This is a genomic window from uncultured Maribacter sp. (assembly GCF_947495965.1).
Classification (GTDB): domain Bacteria; phylum Bacteroidota; class Bacteroidia; order Flavobacteriales; family Flavobacteriaceae; genus Maribacter_B.
Genome location: NZ_CANMBB010000008.1, coordinates 14,522 through 36,789, shown reverse-complemented (window position 1 = coordinate 36,789; position 22,268 = coordinate 14,522). Strand labels below are relative to the sequence as shown.

At 27.2% G+C, this 22,268-nt stretch carries 18 protein-coding genes; 4 read left to right on the top strand and 14 right to left on the bottom strand.

What is annotated here, in order from left to right:
• The 8 genes from Q0820_RS13985 to Q0820_RS13950 all read right to left on the bottom strand — a co-directional run bounded on the left by Q0820_RS13985 (position 1) and on the right by Q0820_RS13950 (position 8,925).
• A complete protein-coding gene (locus Q0820_RS13985; protein WP_298488408.1) occupies positions 1-1,236 on the bottom strand; it encodes a GNAT family N-acetyltransferase in 1,236 nt (411 codons plus the stop codon).
• 26 nt (positions 1,237-1,262) lie between these two features.
• Entirely contained in the window at positions 1,263-2,300 is a 1,038-nt protein-coding gene (locus Q0820_RS13980; RefSeq protein ID WP_298488406.1) for a peptidoglycan bridge formation glycyltransferase FemA/FemB family protein, read from the bottom strand.
• A gap of 44 nt (positions 2,301-2,344) precedes the next feature.
• Entirely contained in the window at positions 2,345-3,001 is a 657-nt protein-coding gene (locus Q0820_RS13975) for an HAD family hydrolase (RefSeq protein WP_298488404.1), read from the bottom strand.
• A complete protein-coding gene (locus tag Q0820_RS13970; RefSeq protein WP_298488402.1) occupies positions 2,985-3,953 on the bottom strand; it encodes an ATP-grasp domain-containing protein in 969 nt (322 codons plus the stop codon). Before Q0820_RS13970 ends, Q0820_RS13975 begins: the two co-directional genes overlap by 17 nt.
• A gap of 72 nt (positions 3,954-4,025) precedes the next feature.
• Positions 4,026-6,083 carry an HAD family hydrolase gene (locus Q0820_RS13965; RefSeq protein ID WP_298488400.1) on the bottom strand — a complete coding sequence of 686 codons (2,058 nt, stop codon included), beginning with the start codon at positions 6,081-6,083 and terminating at the stop codon, positions 4,026-4,028.
• 132 nt (positions 6,084-6,215) lie between these two features.
• Positions 6,216-6,818 carry a sugar transferase gene (locus Q0820_RS13960; protein ID WP_298488398.1) on the bottom strand — a complete coding sequence of 201 codons (603 nt, stop codon included), beginning with the start codon at positions 6,816-6,818 and terminating at the stop codon, positions 6,216-6,218.
• 7 nt (positions 6,819-6,825) lie between these two features.
• The gene (locus tag Q0820_RS13955) at positions 6,826-8,022 is read right to left on the bottom strand and encodes a glycosyltransferase family 4 protein (RefSeq protein ID WP_298488396.1); all 1,197 of its coding nucleotides are present in this window, start codon (positions 8,020-8,022) and stop codon (positions 6,826-6,828) included.
• Between the two features lie 36 nt (positions 8,023-8,058).
• On the bottom strand, positions 8,059-8,925 hold the full coding sequence (locus tag Q0820_RS13950; protein WP_298488395.1) for a glycosyltransferase: 867 nt from the start codon (positions 8,923-8,925) through the stop codon (positions 8,059-8,061).
• Between the two features lie 378 nt (positions 8,926-9,303).
• Between Q0820_RS13950 and Q0820_RS13945 the strand changes: the two genes are divergently transcribed.
• The 4 genes from Q0820_RS13945 (at position 9,304) to Q0820_RS13930 (ending at position 14,730) form a co-directional block, all read left to right on the top strand.
• A complete protein-coding gene (locus tag Q0820_RS13945) occupies positions 9,304-11,112 on the top strand; it encodes a hypothetical protein (RefSeq protein ID WP_298488393.1) in 1,809 nt (602 codons plus the stop codon).
• Between the two features lie 142 nt (positions 11,113-11,254).
• Positions 11,255-12,391 carry a glycosyltransferase family 4 protein gene (locus Q0820_RS13940; RefSeq protein WP_298488391.1) on the top strand — a complete coding sequence of 379 codons (1,137 nt, stop codon included), beginning with the start codon at positions 11,255-11,257 and terminating at the stop codon, positions 12,389-12,391.
• Positions 12,384-13,646, top strand: a complete 1,263-nt coding sequence (locus tag Q0820_RS13935; RefSeq protein ID WP_298488389.1) for a hypothetical protein — start codon at positions 12,384-12,386, stop codon at positions 13,644-13,646. Before Q0820_RS13940 ends, Q0820_RS13935 begins: the two co-directional genes overlap by 8 nt.
• Positions 13,647-13,701: 55 nt before the next feature.
• Positions 13,702-14,730: an acyltransferase gene (locus Q0820_RS13930; protein ID WP_298488387.1), complete on the top strand. Its 1,029-nt coding sequence runs from the start codon at positions 13,702-13,704 to the stop codon at positions 14,728-14,730.
• Positions 14,731-14,736: 6 nt separating this feature from the next.
• On the opposite strand, the gene Q0820_RS13925 is transcribed toward Q0820_RS13930, so the two are convergent.
• Genes Q0820_RS13925 through gmd form a run of 6 tightly spaced genes read right to left on the bottom strand, consistent with a single transcriptional unit; the run spans position 14,737 to position 22,099 of the window.
• A complete protein-coding gene (locus tag Q0820_RS13925) occupies positions 14,737-15,936 on the bottom strand; it encodes a hypothetical protein (protein WP_298488386.1) in 1,200 nt (399 codons plus the stop codon).
• Positions 15,937-15,988: 52 nt separating this feature from the next.
• The gene (locus Q0820_RS13920; RefSeq protein ID WP_298488384.1) at positions 15,989-17,245 is read right to left on the bottom strand and encodes a glycosyltransferase family 4 protein; all 1,257 of its coding nucleotides are present in this window, start codon (positions 17,243-17,245) and stop codon (positions 15,989-15,991) included.
• Positions 17,246-17,249: 4 nt separating this feature from the next.
• A complete protein-coding gene (locus Q0820_RS13915; RefSeq protein WP_298488383.1) occupies positions 17,250-18,410 on the bottom strand; it encodes a glycosyltransferase family 4 protein in 1,161 nt (386 codons plus the stop codon).
• Positions 18,411-18,424: 14 nt separating this feature from the next.
• Positions 18,425-19,864: a lipopolysaccharide biosynthesis protein gene (locus tag Q0820_RS13910; RefSeq protein ID WP_298488382.1), complete on the bottom strand. Its 1,440-nt coding sequence runs from the start codon at positions 19,862-19,864 to the stop codon at positions 18,425-18,427.
• A gap of 37 nt (positions 19,865-19,901) precedes the next feature.
• A complete protein-coding gene (locus Q0820_RS13905) occupies positions 19,902-20,981 on the bottom strand; it encodes a GDP-L-fucose synthase (RefSeq protein ID WP_298488381.1) in 1,080 nt (359 codons plus the stop codon).
• Between the two features lie 5 nt (positions 20,982-20,986).
• A complete protein-coding gene (gene gmd / locus Q0820_RS13900; RefSeq protein ID WP_298488379.1) occupies positions 20,987-22,099 on the bottom strand; it encodes a GDP-mannose 4,6-dehydratase in 1,113 nt (370 codons plus the stop codon).
• Between the last annotated feature and the right edge of the window lie 169 nt (positions 22,100-22,268).

Genomic DNA, 22,268 nt, shown 5'->3' with positions numbered 1-22,268 from the left:
TTAGATGTTAATTTTTATTTCTGCACTTTTATTTTGGCCTTTAATTAGATATTTATTAGGTTCGTTTTTTGTGTTATATACAGAAATAGCGTTTATGTTTTCAAGAGTAAGATAAAGAAAATCATAAATAGCAGGAATTAAAATTTGATTTTGCGTATTATTTATATTTACAAGTGAGTTATATTCTTTTGAAGAATTATTTTCTAGTAAAATAAGCTCATAATTTACTTCTTTTTTCTCTTGTCTGTTTTTTAATTTATAAGTTATTTCATGCAACTTATCATTTACTTTATGCTCTCTAAGAAATTGTTTTAAGTCTAACTTATATTTTAGAGTTTTAGCTACACAAGTAGCTATTAATGATTTTGGATTGTAATATATATGATATTCAAAATCATATTCTAAATCTGCCCATCTTGTTTTATAATCAAAGTAACCCTTAGAAAAATCTAACGTTTTATATCCCTTTGTAATTCCCCATTCAATTAAGTTCATTATGTTAACAGACCCTAAATGAAATTTTGAATAATCAATATCAAAAACAGTTATGGCGTCATAAATTATAGAATCAGAAACGTAATTTAAAGTTATAGTAATGGGTTTTTCATTATTATAAATTACAAATAAACAGGCTTTTTTTTCTAAAATTAGTTGGTAAGCTACTTCAAAATAAAAATTCCATTCTTTTGTGTCTAAATTGTTGTTTACGGTTTGCTTATCCTCAAATCTTTTCTCAAGTAATTTTCTAAAACAATCAAAAATATAGTCATATTCATTTTTTTCTATTTCTCCAAAATAGGACTTAGTTGATATGTTAAAACAACTTTCTAATCTTTTTTTATACTTTTTAAGCTTATATCTACTACTTTTTTTAAACTTAGAAAGTAAATAGGAATTTAGATCTTTATGTTCTGAAAGATGAATTAAAAAGCCAGGATATTGTCTAGAGGAAATTACTTTTAATGAATTTTGTACGTCTATATTATAATATTTTGGAACATCATAAATTAAAAGTACATTGTTGTTGTTAGGAGTAGTATTTTGTTTGTTTACAGTATAATAAATTCCTTTAGTATGTGTTTTTCCAACATTGCTATAAATGGTAGATATCCCTTTTTTACTTTCTACAAAATTGACATAATTAAATTCAGGAAAATGATAAACCTTTTTTTGAGAATTAAAATGTTTAACCCAAGTTTCTTTAAATGTATCCGTTAAAAAAGGGTTACTTTTCATAGTAAGTTAATTGTTATTTACAGTATTTATGATCTATAACTTGGAAAGTATTCATTAGTATTTAAAGAAGTTTCATTTGCTTTTGTTTGTTTTATTTTAAATACCAATTCATTGTAAATTTCTGAATTAACAATATATTTCCAAAGGGTAAAATCTTTAGTAGTTTCAGAAAAACCAGATTTGAAATAAAAAAGATTATCATTCTTGCTGTTAACCCCTCCACCAAGATTGTAAAAATCATAACCTTGCATTGTAGAAGCTATCCTCATCTCATCTATAAGTAATTTAATAGCATTTAACTGTAAGCAATTATTTTTGGTTCCGGATAAATGATATTGTACTATATTATTTTTTTTAACAAACATAGCTCCAGCTATAAATGCATTGGTTTCAGTACATTTTGCTAATAAAATTTCAGTTTTAAAAGAGTTAGATTTTATAAAGTCAAAAAAATATTCTTCGGTAAAAAAGTAGTTGTTTTTGGCATGAACCCTAACCATGTTTTCATTGTATATATTTATAAACTCTTTTATTTCTTCTTTACTCTTAGCAGTTTGGACTGCACATAATTTTCTAGATTTATTTATATAGGTTTTATATCTTCTTTTGTACTGTGCCTTTTGAACATCTAACTCTTGCGAGGTATCTATAAATATAATTTTACCAGAGTAGCATATTTCACCCAAGTTGTTTAAAATCTTTTTTTGGTGTAATATAAATGGATTAAGTCTAGAAAATATAGAAATAATATTTTGTAGTGCTAATAATTCATGAAACTCCTTTCTGAAATTTGTATTGTCAAAATCATGAGGAATATTTAAAGATAAAGGACCTGCATAGCCATATACAGAAGTTGCATCTGAATAAGGAGTGTCTTTAATTTTGCGTACTAATAAAGGTATAGCAATTAGAGTATTATTTTCTACATACTTTATTATTATCGGAGTTTCATCTTCTTTTTTTGATAACTCATGATAATCGAAAGTATGATAAAAATCGGAATTTTCGAATTGCGTAACCAGTGCATCCCATTCTTTCTTATATGTAATAATCTCTATTGACAATTAATTTATTTTAAGTAATTAATAAATGAATTAAAAGAGTTTTTTTATACTACGTTTAACTCTTTAATGGATAGTATAAAATTATCTGGTAAATGGGGGGGGGTTAAATACTTGAAAGAGTTGGAATGAATATTTAAACCATTATCTATTAGAGCTATAGTTTTCCATCCTAATGTATTTGGAGCAATAAAATCTTTTTTAAGGTTGTCTCCTAAGTAATAATACTTTTTGGCTGGTAAATTATCTTCTATAAATTTAAAATTATTTTCACTAGGTTTTTCTGTACCTATGTTTTCAGAAATGCATATAAAATCTATAAATTGCTTTATTTTTAAGGCTTCAATTTTATTGGTTTGGGCAATATTTCTGCCATCTGTAATAATCCCAATTTTGGCGCCTTTGTTAATTATGGCTTTAAAAACATTTAAGACTCCATCAAATAAAGTGATGTTTGGTTTATGATTTCTGTAGCTTTCAATTAATTCTATTTTTGATATGGAATATTTTTCTGAAATAATATCAAAAACATTTTCTTTATTCCTGTATAAAGAAAACATAAAGCTATAAAGTTGTTTCCAATTATTGGAGTCTAATTTTTTAGCTATAAAAATATAAGCAGATTTTAGATAGTCAATTTCGTTATATAGCGTGTCATCTAAATCAAACACAACTACAGTGTTTTTATCAACCTTTATATCCATGTACTAAAATTTCGTCATCATATCTCAACATCATTAACTGATCTTCCCAACAGTTAAAGTTTTCTTCAATTTTTATATCTTGAAAATATTCTTGAATTATCCATTTTGGAAAGTTTGCACCAGCTAAATAGGATAATGGGTACCCACCACCAAATCTTGGGTTTATTTCAATACCATAAATGCTACCATTAGTTTTGTGTAAGAAAAACTGAGCAGTTAAACAACCTATAGCACCATCTATATGATTTAGTCTTTCTTTTATGTAGGAAACTAGTTCGTTATTTGCAGTTACTCCTTTATTAACTTCTCCATCTCTTACTTCAACTCTTTTTCTAGGTACAATACATTTTAGAGTATTTTTTTTGTCATAATATAAATCACATGTAAATTCGTCATGTAGTTTGTGGTCTACATATTCAAGAAACATTAATTTATCGTTTTCAAAATGATAATCTGTAAAGTCTTCTTTTGTATTAATTAAATACGTGTCTATACTTCTGCTACCATCATAAGGCTTAATAAATAATGGTAATTTATAGTCTGTTTTACTATATTCTTCTGCTATATTTATTTTTTTAGATTTAAAAAAGTCATGAATAGATCTTTTATCTCTGCATTTTTGAATAAATGAAGCGGAAGAAATAAGAACTGTAATATTGTTCTTTATAAATTTATCTTCTTCTTTTGCAAGCAAAAGTAATTCAGTATCTATAGTTGGTATAATAAGTTTTATATGGTGCTCTTTACATTTAGCAATTAAGTGTTCAATATAATTATCCTCAGATAATCTTGGAACTAAAAAAAAACTATCAGCAGCGTGGCATGCTGCAGATTCCTTTGGGTTAGCATCTGCTGCAAAAACTTTAGCAGTTGGGTATAAATATTTTAATTCTTTTTGAAATGCTCTAACTAAAGATACTCGTCTTCCTGCAGATGTTACTAGAATGTTCATTTATTAGTTTTAATGACTAAATTACTATTTAAGATACTATATAACATTACTATCTTTTAAAATATTGTTTTGTTATATAAGTTCTTTATTAAAAAACGAATCTCTTATGTATTTATTAAATTTAATATAATAATAAACACCATTAACAAAAGGGGTAAATAACCAAGCTACTACTTTACTTTTTGTGTTGTATAACATTGGTTTTAACTTTACTAAATATCGGAACGTTTTTTCTGGGTACAAAAAAAAGGTTTTTATTAGTTGTGCTTTTGACATTCCTATTTTTTCTGTTTTGTAAACAATACCTACCTCAGTGTTTCCAATATTTTGGAAGAAACCTTGTGTTACATCTTTTAGAAACTTTAAATCTTTATTTCTAGAGAATAATCCTGTTCTAATTGTTAAGTCTGTCATATTTTTTTGAACAATAGTATCCTCATACGTAATAGGTTTGAGTTTTTCTAAAAATAATTTATATATAGAAAACATGTAGTCTTGAGTGGCTGAAAAATAATTGTCATAAACATATTTTTCATTTTCTTGATGATACTCAATAGTATAGTCATTTTCCTTAGAGGTATACCCTAGGGTACTACCATGTGGAGCAGAAAGTAATTGCTCATATAATTGGGAGTTAGCCATTAATAAAGTATCCGTGTAAGACTCATTTGGGTATATAGAAAAGTTAATTCCAAACCTTTTTGTTTGGTCTGTAATATCATATATTTTTTTTAAACCTATATAATAGCCAGTAACACTTACGGTTTTGTCAAAGTATTCGTTAAGCCATTGCTGCATACTGCCTCCCCAACCAACATCTACTAACGTTATACCTTCTTTTTTAATATCTACATCAAAAGAGTTAAAATAGCCATTAAAATATTCTTTTTGAGCAACTCTATTTTCTTCGTAATATTTTTTAAAGCAATTACTACTTCTTAAAACTGTCATAGATTCAGAAGTTACAAACTGTTTTATAATTTCATTTTCATCTAGCTTAGTCTCTTCTACAATTTCCGCTATTTTAGAATCTGGGAATAGAAAGTTTTCTAAAAACATCCTTAAAGACATATTTCCGTACCTTTCTTCTAAGTATTTAAATTTCTCTTCATCTAATTTTTTTAGAGCAAATTGCATTGCAGATTGCCTTGATATTTTAAAGTAATGGGTATTTATTTTTTGGCTCTCAAAAAGAGAGTTATTTGCTTGGTAATAATCAAACATTTTTTTTAAATAATGACCTTCTCTTGCTAAGAAAAATATATTTTTTATTTGCTTCTTACTGGCTTCTTTATATAATCTTTCAATAAAAATAGTAAAGAAAATAATGTATTGACTATAAGGGAAATCACTTTTTTTACATGTTTTTTCAATATCTTTTAAAATAAGATTAAAATCATTTTTATCGTTTCCAATAGCATTAAGCTTGTTTCTTCGCTTATGTTTACTGTGTTTTAGGTAAATACTTTTAATATGATACTTAGAGGCATTTATAACATCACTTTTTTTATTGTCTCCTATCATTAATACAGATTCTGAAGTACAATTAGTTTTATCTAGTACATATTTATATATAGAACCGTTTTCCTTACTATGCCCTACAGCACAAGAAATAAAAACATCATTAAAAATATCATCAATAGAATGATATTTTAAGATTTTCATAAATATTGTTTTAGATAAATAAAAGTCAGAAACTAAATAAATATTTTTTCCTTGACTTTTTAATTCTCTTAATTCCTCTATTAGATTTTTGTTTGTAAACTGTACACTTATTTCGGCAATATAATCAGCTTCACTACTTAACTTAAGGAATGTTTCGAATGAAATTTTGTTTGGAAAAATATTATTATTTATAAATCTGTTATATACTTCTGCTATAACATCTTTATATAAAACTTCAACTTTTCTAATCTGTTGTTTGTTACTTATATAAGCTAAAGATTGTAACCTTGTCTTATATAAATCATTAATATTAATATTAAGGCCTAATTCTTGAATTAAATATTTACTCCATAATTTATATACATAGTTTGGATGCACGTTTCTATGTATTAAGGTGTCAAAAAAATCGCAAAATATAGTATTTATATTGGAGTTTTTTCTAAGGGTTGTTGATGTAACTTTCATTGATTAACACAGCATTTTGAAGAAATTTTAGGATTCAGTTCTAAGGGGAGATTAAAATTAAAATATTTTCTATTATAAAGTTATATTTATCTATAAAATGTAAAATAAAACGTTTAGTTGTTTTTAATAATTTTAATTACCAGTAAACTCTTTCATAGTTGTATTGTCATTAGCATTTATACCGTCTGAAATAAATACTTTTTTCACGGTTTTAAGTAATATTTTTACGTCAAGCATAAAACTAATATTTTCAACATACTTTATATCGTACTTAAATTTTTGATCCCAAGACAAAGCATTTCTTCCGTTTACTTGTGCAAGCCCAGTAATACCTGGTTTTACATTGTGTCTTTTTCTTTGATTTTCATTGTAAAGTGGCAAATACGATACTAATAGAGGTCTAGGCCCAACAATACTCATATCTCCTTTTAGTACATTTAGTAATTGAGGAATTTCATCTAAAGAATACTTTCTAACAAATTTACCGACAGTAGTAAGTCTTTTAAAATCTGGTAGTAGTTTACCAGATTCATCCTTTTTGTCGTTCATAGATTTGTATTTTATTATTTTAAAAACTTTTCCGTTTTTACCAGGTCTTTCTTGATAGAAAAAAGGTTTTCCTTGATTAGCAAAGTATAGGAATATGGTAATACTAATAAATACAGGCGAAAGTATTAATAATGCTATTAAGGCAACAAAAAAATCTACTATAGCTTTAAATAATTTATATACCATTAGGTAATTATGTTAAGTCAATATTATTTACAGTATCTAGAAACTCTTTACATAAAATAGATTTGTCGTACTTGGTTTCAGCAAGTTGTCTAGAGTTTTTTCCCATTACAACTAGTTTTTCCGGAGAATTTTTTAATTGAATTATTTTTTGTTTAAAATCTTCTGGAGATGTAGGGTCTACAAAAACACCACAATTATTGTCTTCTGCAAGCTTTTTAGTCCAGCCAGGGGAGTTAACAATAATTGGCTTTCCAGCAGATAAAGAATCAAAAAGTTTGTTAGGAGAATTTGTTGCTAGTATTGGTAAATTATCAAAAGTTACTAATGAAACTTGGCACATATTTACAATTTCAGAAGTAACAGCCATTTTAAAATTACCTAAAAATTTTACGTTTGTTAAATTATCTTTTTTAACGGTTTCTTTTATTAAAGTTTCCATTGCACCACCACCTAAAATTAAGAACTCAATATCTTTTTCTTGTTTTAGTAGTTTAGCAGAATCTAATATATATTCTATAGCGTTAGCTTTACCTAATGCTCCAAAATAAACTATCTTGAAAGTACTTGTATTTATATTATATTCTTTGGCTATTTCTAAATTAATGTCTCTAGACCAAAATTGGTCTATTTTAGCCATATTAGGAATCATGTTTACTTTACTTTGAGGAATTCCGGTATCTAAAACTCCTTTTTCCATACCTGGAGATAAAGCAACAACATGTTTTGCATTTTTATAAATAGTTTTTTCGAACCATTTTAAAATGTTTATTACTAACTTATTTTTTATTGCTCCCATTTGTATAGGGACCTCTGGCCATAAGTCTCTTACTTCAAAAAGATATGGTGTTTTCTTAAATTTCTTTAAAATTAAAGCAGGAAACCCAATTGTTAGTGGGGTAGAAGTTGCAATAACTAAATTTATATCTTTTTGTTTATAAGCAATTTTGGTACTAAGCCACATAAAACTTACGAAAGACTGAAGGCGTTTAAAAATGCCCATTGAGTTATCATAAGATACTTTTAAAGAAATTACTTTAATGCCAACAACTTCACTATACTCAACTTTATTTTTTATATTACCATTAGCAGTTAGCATGGTAACTTCATGTCCGTTTTTAATTAATTCGCGAGCTATCCAATAACTTCTGGTACCCCCTGGTTTATCTGGAGTAGTAAAGTATTGGTGTATGTAAAGAATTTTCATATGTTTTTTTTACTTGGGTTTAGAGAAAATAGTGGTTTATCTTTTTGTGAATTGATTCATATAAAATTTAGGGAACAAAACTTTAAACCATCCCATTAAATAAAAAATAGGATATCGGTAAGGGAAAAATTTTCTCATAAAAAGTAATCTGGATTTAAATGCAATTCCTGTTGGGTTGTACAAGTGCTTAATTCTTTCTCTAAAAGTTTTTAAATGAAAGTTATGATACAAGCCTTTGTGGTCATTTACACATTCTCCGCAAAAGTCTGGAGTAATAAGAACAGGTATTTTGTTTTTTATACATGTTAAAGTGTAATCATAATCTGCAACACCATGTATATATCCTTTAGATAAAATTCCTACTTTTTCAACAACAGTATTAGAAACAAACATAATATTGGCATTTCCTAAATCACATTGTTGTGGTGTTCCACTAGGTTTTAACTTTTTAAATGTGTATAGAAATTTATTTAAAAGTACAGATCCGCCATAGGATAGTTTCTTTTTTACTGGGTCTATTGTAGTCCCAACATAAACACCAGATTGCTTAAATGTTTCTATACAGAAAGTATTAGTTTCTATTATTTGAGAAAATACATTGTCATATACATTAGTATCATCATTTAATAATAAGTATCCATCATAATTCTTTTTTAAAGCTTCTTTCCATGAATTATTCATGCCTTTTGCCCAGAATAAAGAACCGTCGCTTTTTAAAATAGTTGTCTTTGGAAATTGTTTTTTAACTTCCTCAGCAGTACCATCTGTAGAGCCATCATCTGTAAGATATATGTCAAATTCTATTGAAGAATTTGACTTTGTATAAGCTCTGTAAAGATTGTTTAAACAATTTATTGTTTTGACCTTTCTATTATGGCAGGTTAAAAGTACGGCAATAGTCATATTTTATTATTAAAAATAGGTATTCATTTATTGTTGTTATAACAGCTTAAATACATATTTATTATTAGTATGCTTATAAAAAATCAAAATTACTAAAAACAAAAGGATGCTATTTTAAATAATAGGTAAAGACTATGTTAGTTTAGTTAAAAAGCAAGCTGCATTTTTTTTAAATGTTAATGCAGTGTTAATTTTTAATTTTCTTAATCCAATTTTAAATGATTAGCGTACATAGTTTTAGAATTTTACAAAGGGAATTACTTAAAAAAGTGCATTTCATCGAAAATTTAGGTAATTAATCTATTAAATAAAAATGGATAGTTAGCTTTGTAAAACCAAATCTTTGATAAATTAACTATAATTAAACTACCTACGACAATGAATTTACCCCACAAATTAAACAAAAACAATATGATGCTATTGTTTGTTTTTATTTCTACAATTTCTTCTTCTTTGTGTTTAACCTCTTGTGCTAAAGATTCTGATTTATTAATAGAATCTGTTTTGTCAGATGAAACAAGTAATATATTTCTTGAAATTTATGATGTAATGATTTCGGATAATAGCGGCTTAGAGGATACAGATACTTCATCTTTAGTTGAAGATACTCCACAAATTGCTCCAGAACCTCAGTTAGATTCCTCAAATGATGCAGAACCTATTGTTAATGAGCCAGAGTCTAATGATAATTTAGCTCCTTTTAAAATTAGTGTAGGTAATAATATTCCTTTAATACCAAGTAATCCAAACAGAGTGTTTTATGTTTCTGTGGATGGTAAATCTAGTAATACAGGTTTAAAAGAATCTAGCCCTATAGATATTAATACCGCGTTTAGAAAAGATTTTGTTCAATCAGGAGATGTTTTTTACATAAAGTCAGGAGAGTATGGTGGTTTTTCAAGCGCTAAGGGCGGTGCACATTATGATTTGTCTAATCTTGATTGTAACCCATCTCGCCCTTGTTATTGGATAGGTTATAAAGATACTCCTGGCGATATTAATGCTTCTGAGTTTTCAACTGTATCTTGGGAGGATTATAAAAAAAGACCTCAGGCTGCGGATGGTACTCACCAATTAGACGCTTCGTTGATGCCTACTTTTTCTGGGGACACTAGTAAAGCTCCAAAATATATTGACAATGAGTCCTTATTCTATAATGATGGAGGTGAAGAAGGTTTCGTTTTTAGAAATATGCAAATACAATATTATAGAAGAGGCTTTTCAATGAGGAATGTTGACTCTTCTGTTTTTGAAAATATTACTGTAGCAAATTTAGGTTGGTTTTCAGATATTGAAGGGCAAGGAGGAAGTAATAGTGATTTACAAGGTACTGCTTTTCTTATATGGGGAGATGATTATGGTAATGCAATGCCTCAAAATAATGTGATAAAAAATTGTGCTGCTTACAATATGACTTTTAGAGGGTTTACAATAAATGTATCTCAAAATACTTTGGTTGCTAATAACGAGTCTACAAGTGATATTGATAATGGTAATCCACAAGATTATTATTTTCATACTACAGGAAAAAATAATTTGTTTACCAATGTAAGAGCTAAAAGATTAATAAGTAGTAACCATAGTGGGCATGGAATATGCTTTAACCAGTTGTCTAATAAAAATATAATGGAAAAAAGTATAGTTTATGGTACAGATATTCATTTTGATGGAGCTACGGAATGTTATGCTCATGATATTACTGTAACGGGAGATAACTCTTACGGTTTGTTTAAAGGAGGAGCTATTATTGTTATGGATGGAGCAGAAAATAATTTAATTGAAAATGTAAAATCTGAAAATGGAGCTGTAGGTGTAGGTTTTTTAGATAGTGGTAAAAATCCTTACCCTGAACATGCTGGGCAGCAAAATAGTTTTAAAAACGTAAGTATTTACAATAAGAGCCATGCGGCTATTGAGTTAGGTTGGTGGAATGATAAAGATGATTTGTCTCAAAATAACTTTTTTGAGAATTGTAACTTTACAGGTGCCCCAAGTTTATTCGTTATTTCTAGGTCTAATAGTGGTTTTAGTTTTAAAAATTGTAGTTTAAACAATATATTAAATATAGTTGACCATAGTTATAAGAATGATAATGGTTACCAACTTAATGCTAATACTACATTCGAAAAATGTACTTTTTATAATAGCGAAGTTCCTAGCTCTATAAATTATATAGTTAAGAATTAATATTTTTTGTTATAAAATAGGTTTTATTAAGTTTAAAAAACAAACTTTTTTATTCTATTTTAAGTGTTAAAAAAATCATTTGGAATTAAATAAATATTTAATTGTTGCGTTATAACTTTTATATATTTTTAATATCCATTTAATGAATCTCTTACATATTAATTCTTATTATATAGATAATCATTTATATTCTCAGATTTATTCTTATTTAGATGAAGAGTATACGCAAAAAGTATACATTCCAATAAAAACGGATAGGAATCCTGAAAATGTAATACCTTTTAAGAATACAGAATTAACATTTAAAAAACTTATTACTCCAAACCATAAGTTCAATTATTTTTCTAAAATAAAAACTCTTACAAAAGATTTAATTGCGGATAAATTACATGAGAACTGTAATTTTATACACGCGCATAATCTATTTACAGATGGAGCCATTGCATATAAACTACACAAAAAATACGGTATTAAATATATTGTAGCCATAAGGTCTACAGATATTGGATTACAATATAAATACATGTATAATAGGCGAAGTTTAGCAAAGAAAGTACTATTAAATGCAGAAAAAATAATTTTTATTTCGGAGACTTATAGAGATAAATTTTTTAGTATGATGTCTTCTTCTTTTATTTCGTCAATAACAGATAAAACCACTATTATTCCAAATGGTATAGATGATATTTGGTTAGATTCTAAAGTAGAAACACCATTAAGCATTACTAATACCAAAGAAGTTTATAATTTGTTTTATGTGGGGCAAATTATGAATAGAAAAAATATTTTTAACCTTATTGATGCCGTTAGCCTACTTAACAAAAAACAAGAGCAACCAAAATACAAATTAACTATTGTAGGAGGTGCAAACGCATTAGAACCCGATTATTTTACCAAATTTGAAGAGCAAATAAAACAAATTGAATGGTTAGATTATAAAGGGAAAATTTATGATAAAAATAAACTAATAGAACTTTATAAAAAATCCGATGTTTTTGTGATGCCTTCTGTACATGAGTTATTTGGCCTTGTATATATAGAAGCTATTTCTCAAGGGGTTCCGGTGCTATATTCTATAGGAGAAGGAATCGACGGTTTTTTAAAAAACTATAAAATAGGTGTAGGTGTAAATCCTCAAAGTACAACTTCTATTAGCGAAGGAATAATTAAAATTATAGAAGAAAAAGAACATTATAACCAATACCAAGAAGTTGCAGAGCAATTTAGATGGAGAAAAATAATAGAAATTTATAAGCGTATTTATACCAATAATGAATAAATTAGAAAAAATAGTATACGATGCAGTAAAGAGTAATGCACGTTTAAAAGCAACTATAAGAAATACTTACCAGTCCTTTTTTGATTTATTACCAAATAAGAAAGACTATTCTATTTATCCAATAGATGTTAAAGAAGGCTTTTTTTATGGTTTTCATGACCTGACCCCTTTTAATTCTGAAGATAATTTAGTTTTGGCGCATAAATTATTAATTCCTTTTAGAATGCCAAACAAGGAAGATGGTTTAGAGGTAGGTTATTTTAAATTTGCAGAAGGAAAAGCTACAAATTTTGTAACTATAGGTACTTCTTATGCATGGAATTATCATAAAGGTTGTAGACTGCAATGGTTAGGGCAAAATAAAGTAATGTATAATGACTCTGATGGAGATGTTTTAGTGTCTAGAATATTTGATTTAAATACTAAAGAGACAAAAACAATTTCTTATCCAATAGATTCTACCTCAAAAGATGGTAAATACGCATCTACATTTAATTACGGACGTTTAGAAAAATATATGCCCGGATACGGTTATGCTCCTTATTCTGAGGTAGACCATTTTAATGAAGAGAAAATGCCTGAACAAACAGGACTTTTCTTAGGAGATTTAGAAAATGGAACTAAAGAGCTTTTAATTAGTTTAAAGGAACTTTCTGAAACAGGAGAAATGACGTCGGAATACGAGAATTGTCACCATTATGTAACGCATTCTTTATTTTCTCCAGATGGCAGGTATATTTCATGTTTACACCGTTGGGTAGATAAAGATGATACTTCAAATAGGCACTCAAGATTATTTACATATGATTTAGAACTTAAAACGTGTCATATTTCGCCAACTAATGATATGGTTTCGCATTATGTCTGGAATTCTAAAAACCAAATAATTGCATACTGTAGAGTAGGGGAAGTAGATTGTCATGTATTATTTAAAGAACCTACCTTACAAGAGTATCAAAAAGTAGCTTATCCAAAATTAAATTCAGATGGACACCAGAGTTTTATAAATGAAGCTTCTTTTGTGACAGATACTTACCCAGATAAATACCGTATGGCAAATTTATATAAGGTAGATGTTGCAACTAATGAAACTACTTTTTTAGCTAGTTTAAATTCGTTTAAAAAATACCAATCTAAACTATATAAACACTGGGCTTGTGATTTGCATCCTAGAATGAATAATAAAGGAGATGTGGTTTGTTTTGACTCTGTACATACAAAGAAAAGAGCACTTTGTTTTATGAAGATTAAATAATCTATAGAAGTTAGAACTATATTTTGAAATTCTAATTAATATTAATAAAAATAGTTTGACGAAAAAAAAATTTCTTTGGTCTTTTCATTATTTTAGAGCTTTTGCAATATTAAATATTATTTTAATACATACATGGCGTTTTCCTCCAAATAGTTCATATGAATTGGGTTCTAATTTTGTGGATACTACAAGAGACATGCTTTTTCATGGTAGTACTATATATTTTTTATTTATTTCTGGTTTTTTATTTCATTACTTAAGCAAAAAGTTTAGCACCTATACTTACTATTTAGGTAAGTTTAAAAATGTGGTGCTTCCTTATTTATTTATAAGTATTTGCTTTATTCTTATGGAAGATTTTATTGGTGTAAAAACTTCTTTATCTTTTAATGAATATCTTTTACGTCTAGTGGATAAATTAATAAAAGGGACTGCTTCTTTTCAATTTTGGTATATACCTTTTATTATTTTAGTTTTTTTAATTTCTCCTTTTTTTCTTAAAATAAAAAAAGAATCTTTTATAAAATATATCCCTATACTTTTTTTACTTCCAATTTTAGGAACAAGAACAAGTATATCAATTACATTCTGGCAATTTGTATACTTTTTACCTGCGTATTTAATTGGTATGTATTCAAGCATAAATTATGACTATTTTATAGGCCTTATTAAACAATACAAGAATTATATTTATGCTACAGCAATAGTTTCTTCTATTATATTATTATATGTAAATCATGATCTAAACTATTATAATTTATTTAGTCCCCGAGAATCTTTAGTTTACATACAAAAAATGAGTATTACTTTTATATTTTTAAATATATTTAAAAATATAAGTTCCAATAAAGTTCCGTTTTTAAATCTAATTGCTAATTGTAGTTTTGCTTTGTATTTTACACATGCCTTTGTAGATAGACATTTGAAAAAAATATATTTTATTGCAGATACTTATACTGTGGAATTATTGAAAATACCACTTTCTATTGTGTATGTATTGCTATTAATATTTGTAAATGTTTTACTTTGTTTTATTGCGAAAAAAATACTTGGAAAAAAATCTAGATATTTATTAGGCTATTAATATTTTTTAAATATTAATATTACTAGTTAATTTTTTCTTTTCTTCTAATGTTATATATGCGTTAATAACTCCTTGTATAAAACAGAAAAATGCAAAGAGTATAAATAAAGATTCTAAGGCAGGTTCTACAAATAATTGTGAGAATATAACAATGTTGTATATTAAAATAGTAGCATTAAAAAGTGTATTTTGTTTGTTTAAGTTTATTGCTTGTTTAATATTTTTAAAAGATTGTATACTAAAGATTAATAGTAAAATAAACGAAATAATAGAACCATTTCTAGCTGCATCAAACCACATATTATGAGAATATCCAAATTCTCTAACATCCCATCCCAGAGGTTTTTTGTATAAGTTAATTATTGATTTCTCCCATCTTTGGGTTCTACCTCCGGCACTGCTTGCGTTGTCACTACTTTGTAAACGTTCACCTAACGAAGATAAATAATCGGCATCAAGATCAATACTTAAATAATTATATGCTAAAAGTGTAATTGTCACTATTCCCAACAATAATTTTATATTACTAATCGTATTCTGACTTTTTAATAAATATACAATAGCAATTAGTATAGATAATACTACTAAACTTATTTGAGTTCTACTTCCTAAACGGAACACACACAATAAAGATGCAATAAAGATTCCAAATGTAACTAGTTTAAAAAATAGAGGTAATTTTTTTTTGCCTACAATTAATAAACCAGGTATGGCCATATTAAAAATAAAAAAGGCTCCCATTGCCGTAGCTAATTTCTCTTTACCTGTCCAAAAATCTGGTATTGAACGACCTAATTGTACAAACCCACCTTCTAGTAAATTAAAGCCTACAGAAATTAGACCTGTTAATGAGTATAAGAAACCTAATGTAAATATTATATAAAATAAATGCATAGGTTTTTTTATATAGGGGGTTACTTTTTTACCTAATAAATAAATACTACTAGGAAATAGAGCGTATATTAATAACCATTGTACACCTTGTTTCATGTCGAAAAGATAGAATCCAGCATAAACTAGAGAAAATAATATAAGAGAAAAGAAAGTTGAATCTATATTTTTTAAGATAAACTTTGGATTAATATATATTAAAAGAATAATTAAATATCCAGCAAGAAAACCTTTGTCAAATGGGTTTATTAAATAAAGCATTAAGAGAAAAATATGAACTCCTATTTTTTTTATATAATTGGGATTGTTATTCATTATTAAAGTTATTAACTGGGTACTTTTTTGATTTTCTAATAAAAAGAGTTTTTTAAATGCTTTTGTAAATTTTTAATAAATCATTAGTTATAGTTGTTTTGTCATGTCTTTTTAAAGCTGCTTCTCTTCCTTTTTTTGCTATAGATAATGCTTTGCTAGAATTGGTAAATATATATGAAATATGTTCAGCAAGTTCTTCAAATTCTTCAAATCTATATAATAAACCAGTTTCTTTATCTTCAATCATATCTGATACACCTCCTACATTAGAAGAAATACATGGTACACCTAAAATTTGTGCTTCAGCAAGTGAATTTGGACTATTTTCAATACTTGATGGACATATAAAGACATTTGCTTTTTTATAAGCACTTATCATTTCAGACTCATTTAACATTCCAAGATATTTTACATTGTCAGACAATTGTAAATCTTTAATTAATTTGCTTAAATATTTACTATAATTTTTTTGTCTTATTCTTTTTTTGAATGTTTTGTTGAGTAGTAGAGTGTCTCTTCCTGCAAAGTAAATTTTTATTTTAGGGAAATCATTTTTTATTAAAGCAACTGCTTTTAATACCTGATGAAACCCTTTTAAAGGGTAATTTCCTTGACTTAAGAATATAGAATATTCTTCACAGTTATTAAAACTCCAGGCTTCTTCTGTATAAAAAGAGGGGCGTAGTATTTCTCCACAATGAAAATAATTAGAATTTCTGTTTAAATATTTAGTGTGTGCTTTGTCCCAAGCTGTTCTTCCTAAAAAATTATTTATCTTCCTAAAGTATTTTTTTTCAATTAGTTCTCCTCTTTTGTAAAATTCTTTTTGCTCAGAAAAAATAGAATCTCCTCTTAATAAAAAACGTAGAGTTAGGTTTTTTAAAATATCCTTATTGGATAATCCAGCTTTATAATACCTAGCATACACAGAAATTAAACCTTGAATAGATAATAAATATTTTTCATTTGGGTGTGTATTAATTAAAGCTAGAGCATGAGAATTTTCAGATCCTTGTAAATGTATTATATCTGGTTTAACTTGATTAATAATATCTTTCCATTGCGGCTCTAATGATTTATCGTAAACCCCTTTCTTTTTTTTACTATTTAAAAGGTAATATTTAATGTTCTTTCCTTTAAAGAAAAAAGGTTCTACATTTTTTTTGGTTGTAGCAATGGTTAAATCTATTCCATTTATAGCAAGCTGGTTAGATAAAAATATTAACCAACCTTCAAAAGGAGCATGTTTAATTTTTAAAGCTTTAGCCAATTCGGGTAGAATTGAGTTTGTAATCCAAAGTACTTTCATATTATTATTTTAAATACCAGTTATTCTCTGTAGATATAGCAGAGCTACATGGTCCAATTTTAATTGGGTTATTTTTGTTTTTAGAAATAGAATTGTATAATTCTATAAAGTTTTCAGCAGCTTTTTTAGGAGACCATATTCTAGTTATAGTTTCATATGCATTTAAAGCTAAATTCTCTCCTAAGTCAGGGTTATTCAAAAGCTTTTCCATTTGTTTAAAAGCATCTTCATTATTTTGAGATTTAAATATTAACCCGTTTTTATTTGGTTCTATTAGATAGGGTATAGCACCAATTTCATGACTAGCAACTAATGTGCATCCATTTGCCATGGCTTCATTTGCTACTGCTCCCCAACCTTCATTTCTATCACTTGGGAAGAAAAAGGCATGAGATTTTTGCATCAATGTAAGAACATCATCATTTGCTATGTTGCCTAATAAATGTATATGATTATTAAGTTTATAATTAGATATCATTTCATCTAACGCACTTTTCATTTCTCCAGATCCAACTATATTTATTTCAAAATTATAATTCTTTTCTTTTAGAAATTTTCCTATTTCAACAGCCATTTCTATATGTTTCCAATCGATTAATCTAGAAACACATATAATAGAAAATTTTTTATCTCTTTTCTTCTTTAAGATTTGTTTAATATCTAATTCAGGAGTTTTTGTAAAATAACCCCATTTATACATTTTGTTGGGATATGCTCTTAGCCAATTTAAATCATTAGCAGTATATGCACTCGCACATAACATGTATACTTTTTTATTTCTAAATGACGTATGGTTTTTGTATTGATGAAGTATAGCTCTAGGATTAAATTTTTGCAGCTTACTTTTTTTAAAAAGACGTTCTGCATATCTAAAAGTTATTTTATTTTCTTTTACTCTATCCTTAATATAAATTAAGGAAGCAGCACCTATTATTACTACATCAGACTTTATACCTAATGTAATAGCTTTTTCGTAATTTTCTTTATTTGTATAAGAAGATAGTAAATAGGCTTCATCGTATTTTTTATAACCTGACTTACTAAAACTATTGGGCATAGTCTCTGTTGCTACAAAGGTGTAGTTATTTCCTAATAGTTTAAACATCTCATCACTAAAAGGTTTTTGATGATGATTAAAAAAATTTGAAAAAAATGTTACAGTCATTTTTGTTGATTGTTTTATTTCTTTAGTATTATTTTTTTCAACTTATTGAAAGGGTCTAAAAATTCTGGGATTTTTAAATATAAGTTTGCCGTAAAATATAATGTAACATAAATAATAGGGGTAACTAACATTTTTAAAATACTACTAGGAATGTATGACATAATTATAAACGAAATAATGCCAATTAAAATATTTATAAAAAAAATCTTTGATAAATCTTTTATCTGACTTTTTGCTCCATATTGCATTATTTTTCCAGGATAATAAGAGTCGTAAAAATAATGGATAGTTGTTGCAATTAATTCTGCTAATGCAACGTAAATAATACCAAATTTTATGGATGCTGCCAAAAGTGCCAGTCTTATAGGAATTTTGTAAAATTGTTGTTTTAAAGCTAAATCTGTTCTTCCTAGCACATATAATAAATTAACATTAATGCCGCATATTATAGTAATAAGCCTTGCTAAAGCAAAAAGTTGCATTATTGGAACAACAGGCAACCATTTTTCAGTTAGTAATACTTTTATAAGAGGCTCAGCAATTATAATCAAAATAAAGAAAATAGGTGTAATAAAAATGGATACCATTTTTATAATATTTTTTGAATATTTTATTAAAACCTCTTTTTGATCTTGAATTTGTGATAAAGATGGAAGTAAAACTTTGTCTACTACTGCATTAACTGTTTTGAAAATTAAATCAGTAAATTGTGTGCCTTGCGCATAATACCCAAGTTCTTTAGTGCTAATAATTTTTGCTATGAATAATGAAGCTACATTACTAACTGTAGTGTTCATTAGCGAACCTAATAATAATTTTGAACCGTAAGAAAAAAGTTTTTTAAATGAAGTTTTAGAAAAAAATAACAAAGGTTTCCACTTTGTCCAAAACAATAATAAAATTCCAATTATTGTAGCTTTAATTAATGTTTGATATACTAAAGACCAAACTCCAAAATCGTTATATGCTAAATAAATTGCTGTAAGTCCTGATATTATTACAGCAATTAAATTTGCTTTAGCAAATAATTTAAAATTTAAGTCTATAGTAACAAGAGTGGCTGGTACTGTAAAAATAGCATTAATTACTAATGAAATTGATAAAACTCTTAATAAAGAAATTAGTATTGGGGTTTCGTAAAAATCAGCAATAAATGGAGCAATAAACCATAAAATAATATAACATACAATACTAATTATTAGATTAAAAATAAAAACAGTAGAGATATCATTTTTATTTCTGTCTTTTTTTTGAATTAAAGCTTTAGTAAAACCACTATCTACAAATACTTGTGAAATAGTAATAAAAACTATAAGTAGCCCAATAAGCCCAAAATCTTTAGGAGATAATAATCTGGCAAGAAAAATCCCTAATACAAATTGAACTATTTGAGTAGAAAGTCTTTCAACTAAACTCCAAATAGCTCCAGAAAATATTTTATCTCCTAGTTTCATACATTAAATGTTTCAAATGTTAATGTTGAATAATCTTTTAAGAGAGATACCATTGGTACATTTTTTTTATACCGTCATTTAAATTGATTTTATGTTTCCAACCTAATTCATTTAGTTTAGTTACATCGGTAAGTTTTCTCAAAGTACCATCTGGTTTATCAGTATTAAATTTAAAACTTCCTTGAAAATTAATTTCTTTTTTAATTAGGTTGGCTAAATCTGCTATAGAAATATCTATTCCAGTTCCAATATTAATATGCGTGTTTCTTATATCTTTTGTGTTTGTGAAAGTATCTTTAAAGTCTCTATTTTCAGTAATAAATACGCAGGCATCAGCCATGTCTTCAGACCATAAAAACTCTCGCATTGGTTTTCCGCTTCCCCAAATTTCTACATGAACTTTAGTGTTAAGCTTAAAAATACCATACTTTTCAAGAATCTTAATAATATTTTCTTCAGAGCTATTTCCGCTAACCTCCTCAATAGGTAATTTATTTAAATCTTTTTTTATAGTATCCCAATCGTTGTTTTCTAAAGCTTTACCTAAATGAATTTTACGTATTAAAGCCGGTAATACATGAGATTTTTCTAAATTAAAATTATCGTTAGGACCATACAAGTTGGTTGGCATTACAGATATAAAATTGGTGTTATATTGTAAATTATAACTTTCGCATGTTTTAATGCCAGCTATTTTAGCAATAGCATAGGGCTCATTAGTATATTCTAGAGTATCTGTTAATAGATACTCTTCTCTCATTGGTTGCGGGCAGTTTTTGGGGTAAATACAAGTACTTCCAAGAAATAATAATTTTTTTACCCCATGTACATAACTTTCATGAATTACGTTATTCTGAATCATTAAGTTAGCATAAATAAAATCTGCTCTATAGATGTTATTCGCTACTATTCCGCCAACTTTAGCAGCTGCTAAAAAAACATATTCAGGTTTTTCTTTAGCAAAAAACTCTTGTACTGCAGTACTGTTTGTAAGGTCTAGCTCTTTATGCGTTTTGGTTAAGATATTATTGTAACCTTTTTGATATAGGTTATTAACAATGGCGCTGCCCACCAAACCACGGTGACCAGCGACATAAATTTTAGAATTTTTATTCATTCTTTCTATTCAAAATAGTTTAAAGTTTTGTAACCACCAGATTGTAAATACTGATCTTTTTTCATTAGAGTTACATCACTTTGCATCATATCTTTTACAAGATCTTTAAGTTCAAATTCAGGAGTCCATCCTAATTTGTTGTTTGCTTTAGAAGCATCACCAATTAATAAGTCAACCTCAGTTGGTCTAAAGTATTTAGGGTCTACAGCTAAAACTTCTTTGCCTATTTCTAATTGATATTCAGGGTTGTTACAAGCTTTAATGTATCCTTTTTCATTAACCCCTTCTCCTTTAAATTCTAATTCTATACCTACTTCTGCAAAAGACATACGTACAAAATCTCTAACAGGCGTAGTTTTTCCAGTAGCAATTACCCAATCTTCAGCTTCATCAGCTTGTAAAATCATCCACATCATACGAACATAATCTTTAGCATGTCCCCAATCTCTTTGTGCATCTAAATTTCCTAGGTATATTTTATCTTGTAACCCTAATGCAATTCTAGAAGTAGCTCTTGTAATTTTACGAGTTACAAAAGTTTCTCCTCTAATAGGGGATTCATGATTAAATAAGATACCATTACAAGCATACATACCATAAGCTTCTCTATAGTTTACAGTAATCCAGTAAGCATACATTTTTGCAACTGCATATGGACTACGGGGATAAAATGGTGTAGTTTCGCTTTGTGGAACTTCTTGTACTTTACCATACAACTCTGAAGTGGATGCTTGGTAAATACGTGTTTTTTCTGTTAAACCTAATAAACGAACAGCGTCTAAAATTCTAAGAGTACCTAAACCATCTGCATTACCTGTATATTCTGGTACTTCAAAAGATACATGTACATGACTCATTGCTGCCAAGTTGTAAATTTCATCTGGCTTAATTTCTTGTATTAGCCTAATAAGGTTAGTACTATCCGTCATATCGCCATAGTGTAAAATAAAGTTTCTATTTTCAATATGAGGATCTTGATATAAATGATCAATTCTATCGGTATTAAAGATAGAAGATCTTCGTTTTAATCCATGAACTTCATATCCTTTTTTTAATAGAAATTCACTTAAGTAAGCACCATCTTGGCCAGTAACTCCTGTAATTAGAGCTTTTTTCATTTAGTTAAGGTTTTATATATTATTTACATGTTCAAACGAGCAAAATTCAAGAATTGTATATATATAGGCAAATTATTTCGCTAAATAGAAGTTTAGTGTCGTTAAGTTAAATGAAAATATAACGAGTGCTTGCTTTTAAATATAATTTTATTATTAAATAAAAAGTAAG

Bases quoted from the DNA above. Each gene is read 5' to 3' on its own strand.
- Q0820_RS13950 (WP_298488395.1), bottom strand. From the start codon at position 8,925: ATGACTATTGCCGTACTTTTAACCTGCCATAATAGAAAGGTCAAAACA.
- Q0820_RS13920 (WP_298488384.1), bottom strand. From the start codon at position 17,245: ATGAAAGTACTTTGGATTACAAACTCAATTCTACCCGAATTGGCTAAA.
- Q0820_RS13935 (WP_298488389.1), top strand. From the start codon at position 12,384: ATGAATAAATTAGAAAAAATAGTATACGATGCAGTAAAGAGTAATGCA.
- Q0820_RS13975 (WP_298488404.1), bottom strand. From the start codon at position 3,001: ATGGATATAAAGGTTGATAAAAACACTGTAGTTGTGTTTGATTTAGAT.
- Q0820_RS13905 (WP_298488381.1), bottom strand. From the start codon at position 20,981: ATGAATAAAAATTCTAAAATTTATGTCGCTGGTCACCGTGGTTTGGTG.
- Q0820_RS13955 (WP_298488396.1), bottom strand. From the start codon at position 8,022: ATGAAAATTCTTTACATACACCAATACTTTACTACTCCAGATAAACCA.
- Q0820_RS13960 (WP_298488398.1), bottom strand. From the start codon at position 6,818: ATGGTATATAAATTATTTAAAGCTATAGTAGATTTTTTTGTTGCCTTA.
- Q0820_RS13965 (WP_298488400.1), bottom strand. From the start codon at position 6,083: ATGAAAGTTACATCAACAACCCTTAGAAAAAACTCCAATATAAATACT.
- Q0820_RS13985 (WP_298488408.1), bottom strand. From the start codon at position 1,236: ATGAAAAGTAACCCTTTTTTAACGGATACATTTAAAGAAACTTGGGTT.
- gmd (WP_298488379.1), bottom strand. From the start codon at position 22,099: ATGAAAAAAGCTCTAATTACAGGAGTTACTGGCCAAGATGGTGCTTAC.
- Q0820_RS13915 (WP_298488383.1), bottom strand. From the start codon at position 18,410: ATGACTGTAACATTTTTTTCAAATTTTTTTAATCATCATCAAAAACCT.
- Q0820_RS13970 (WP_298488402.1), bottom strand. From the start codon at position 3,953: ATGAACATTCTAGTAACATCTGCAGGAAGACGAGTATCTTTAGTTAGA.
- Q0820_RS13945 (WP_298488393.1), top strand. From the start codon at position 9,304: ATGAATTTACCCCACAAATTAAACAAAAACAATATGATGCTATTGTTT.
- Q0820_RS13925 (WP_298488386.1), bottom strand. From the start codon at position 15,936: ATGAATAACAATCCCAATTATATAAAAAAAATAGGAGTTCATATTTTT.
- Q0820_RS13940 (WP_298488391.1), top strand. From the start codon at position 11,255: ATGAATCTCTTACATATTAATTCTTATTATATAGATAATCATTTATAT.
- Q0820_RS13910 (WP_298488382.1), bottom strand. From the start codon at position 19,864: ATGAAACTAGGAGATAAAATATTTTCTGGAGCTATTTGGAGTTTAGTT.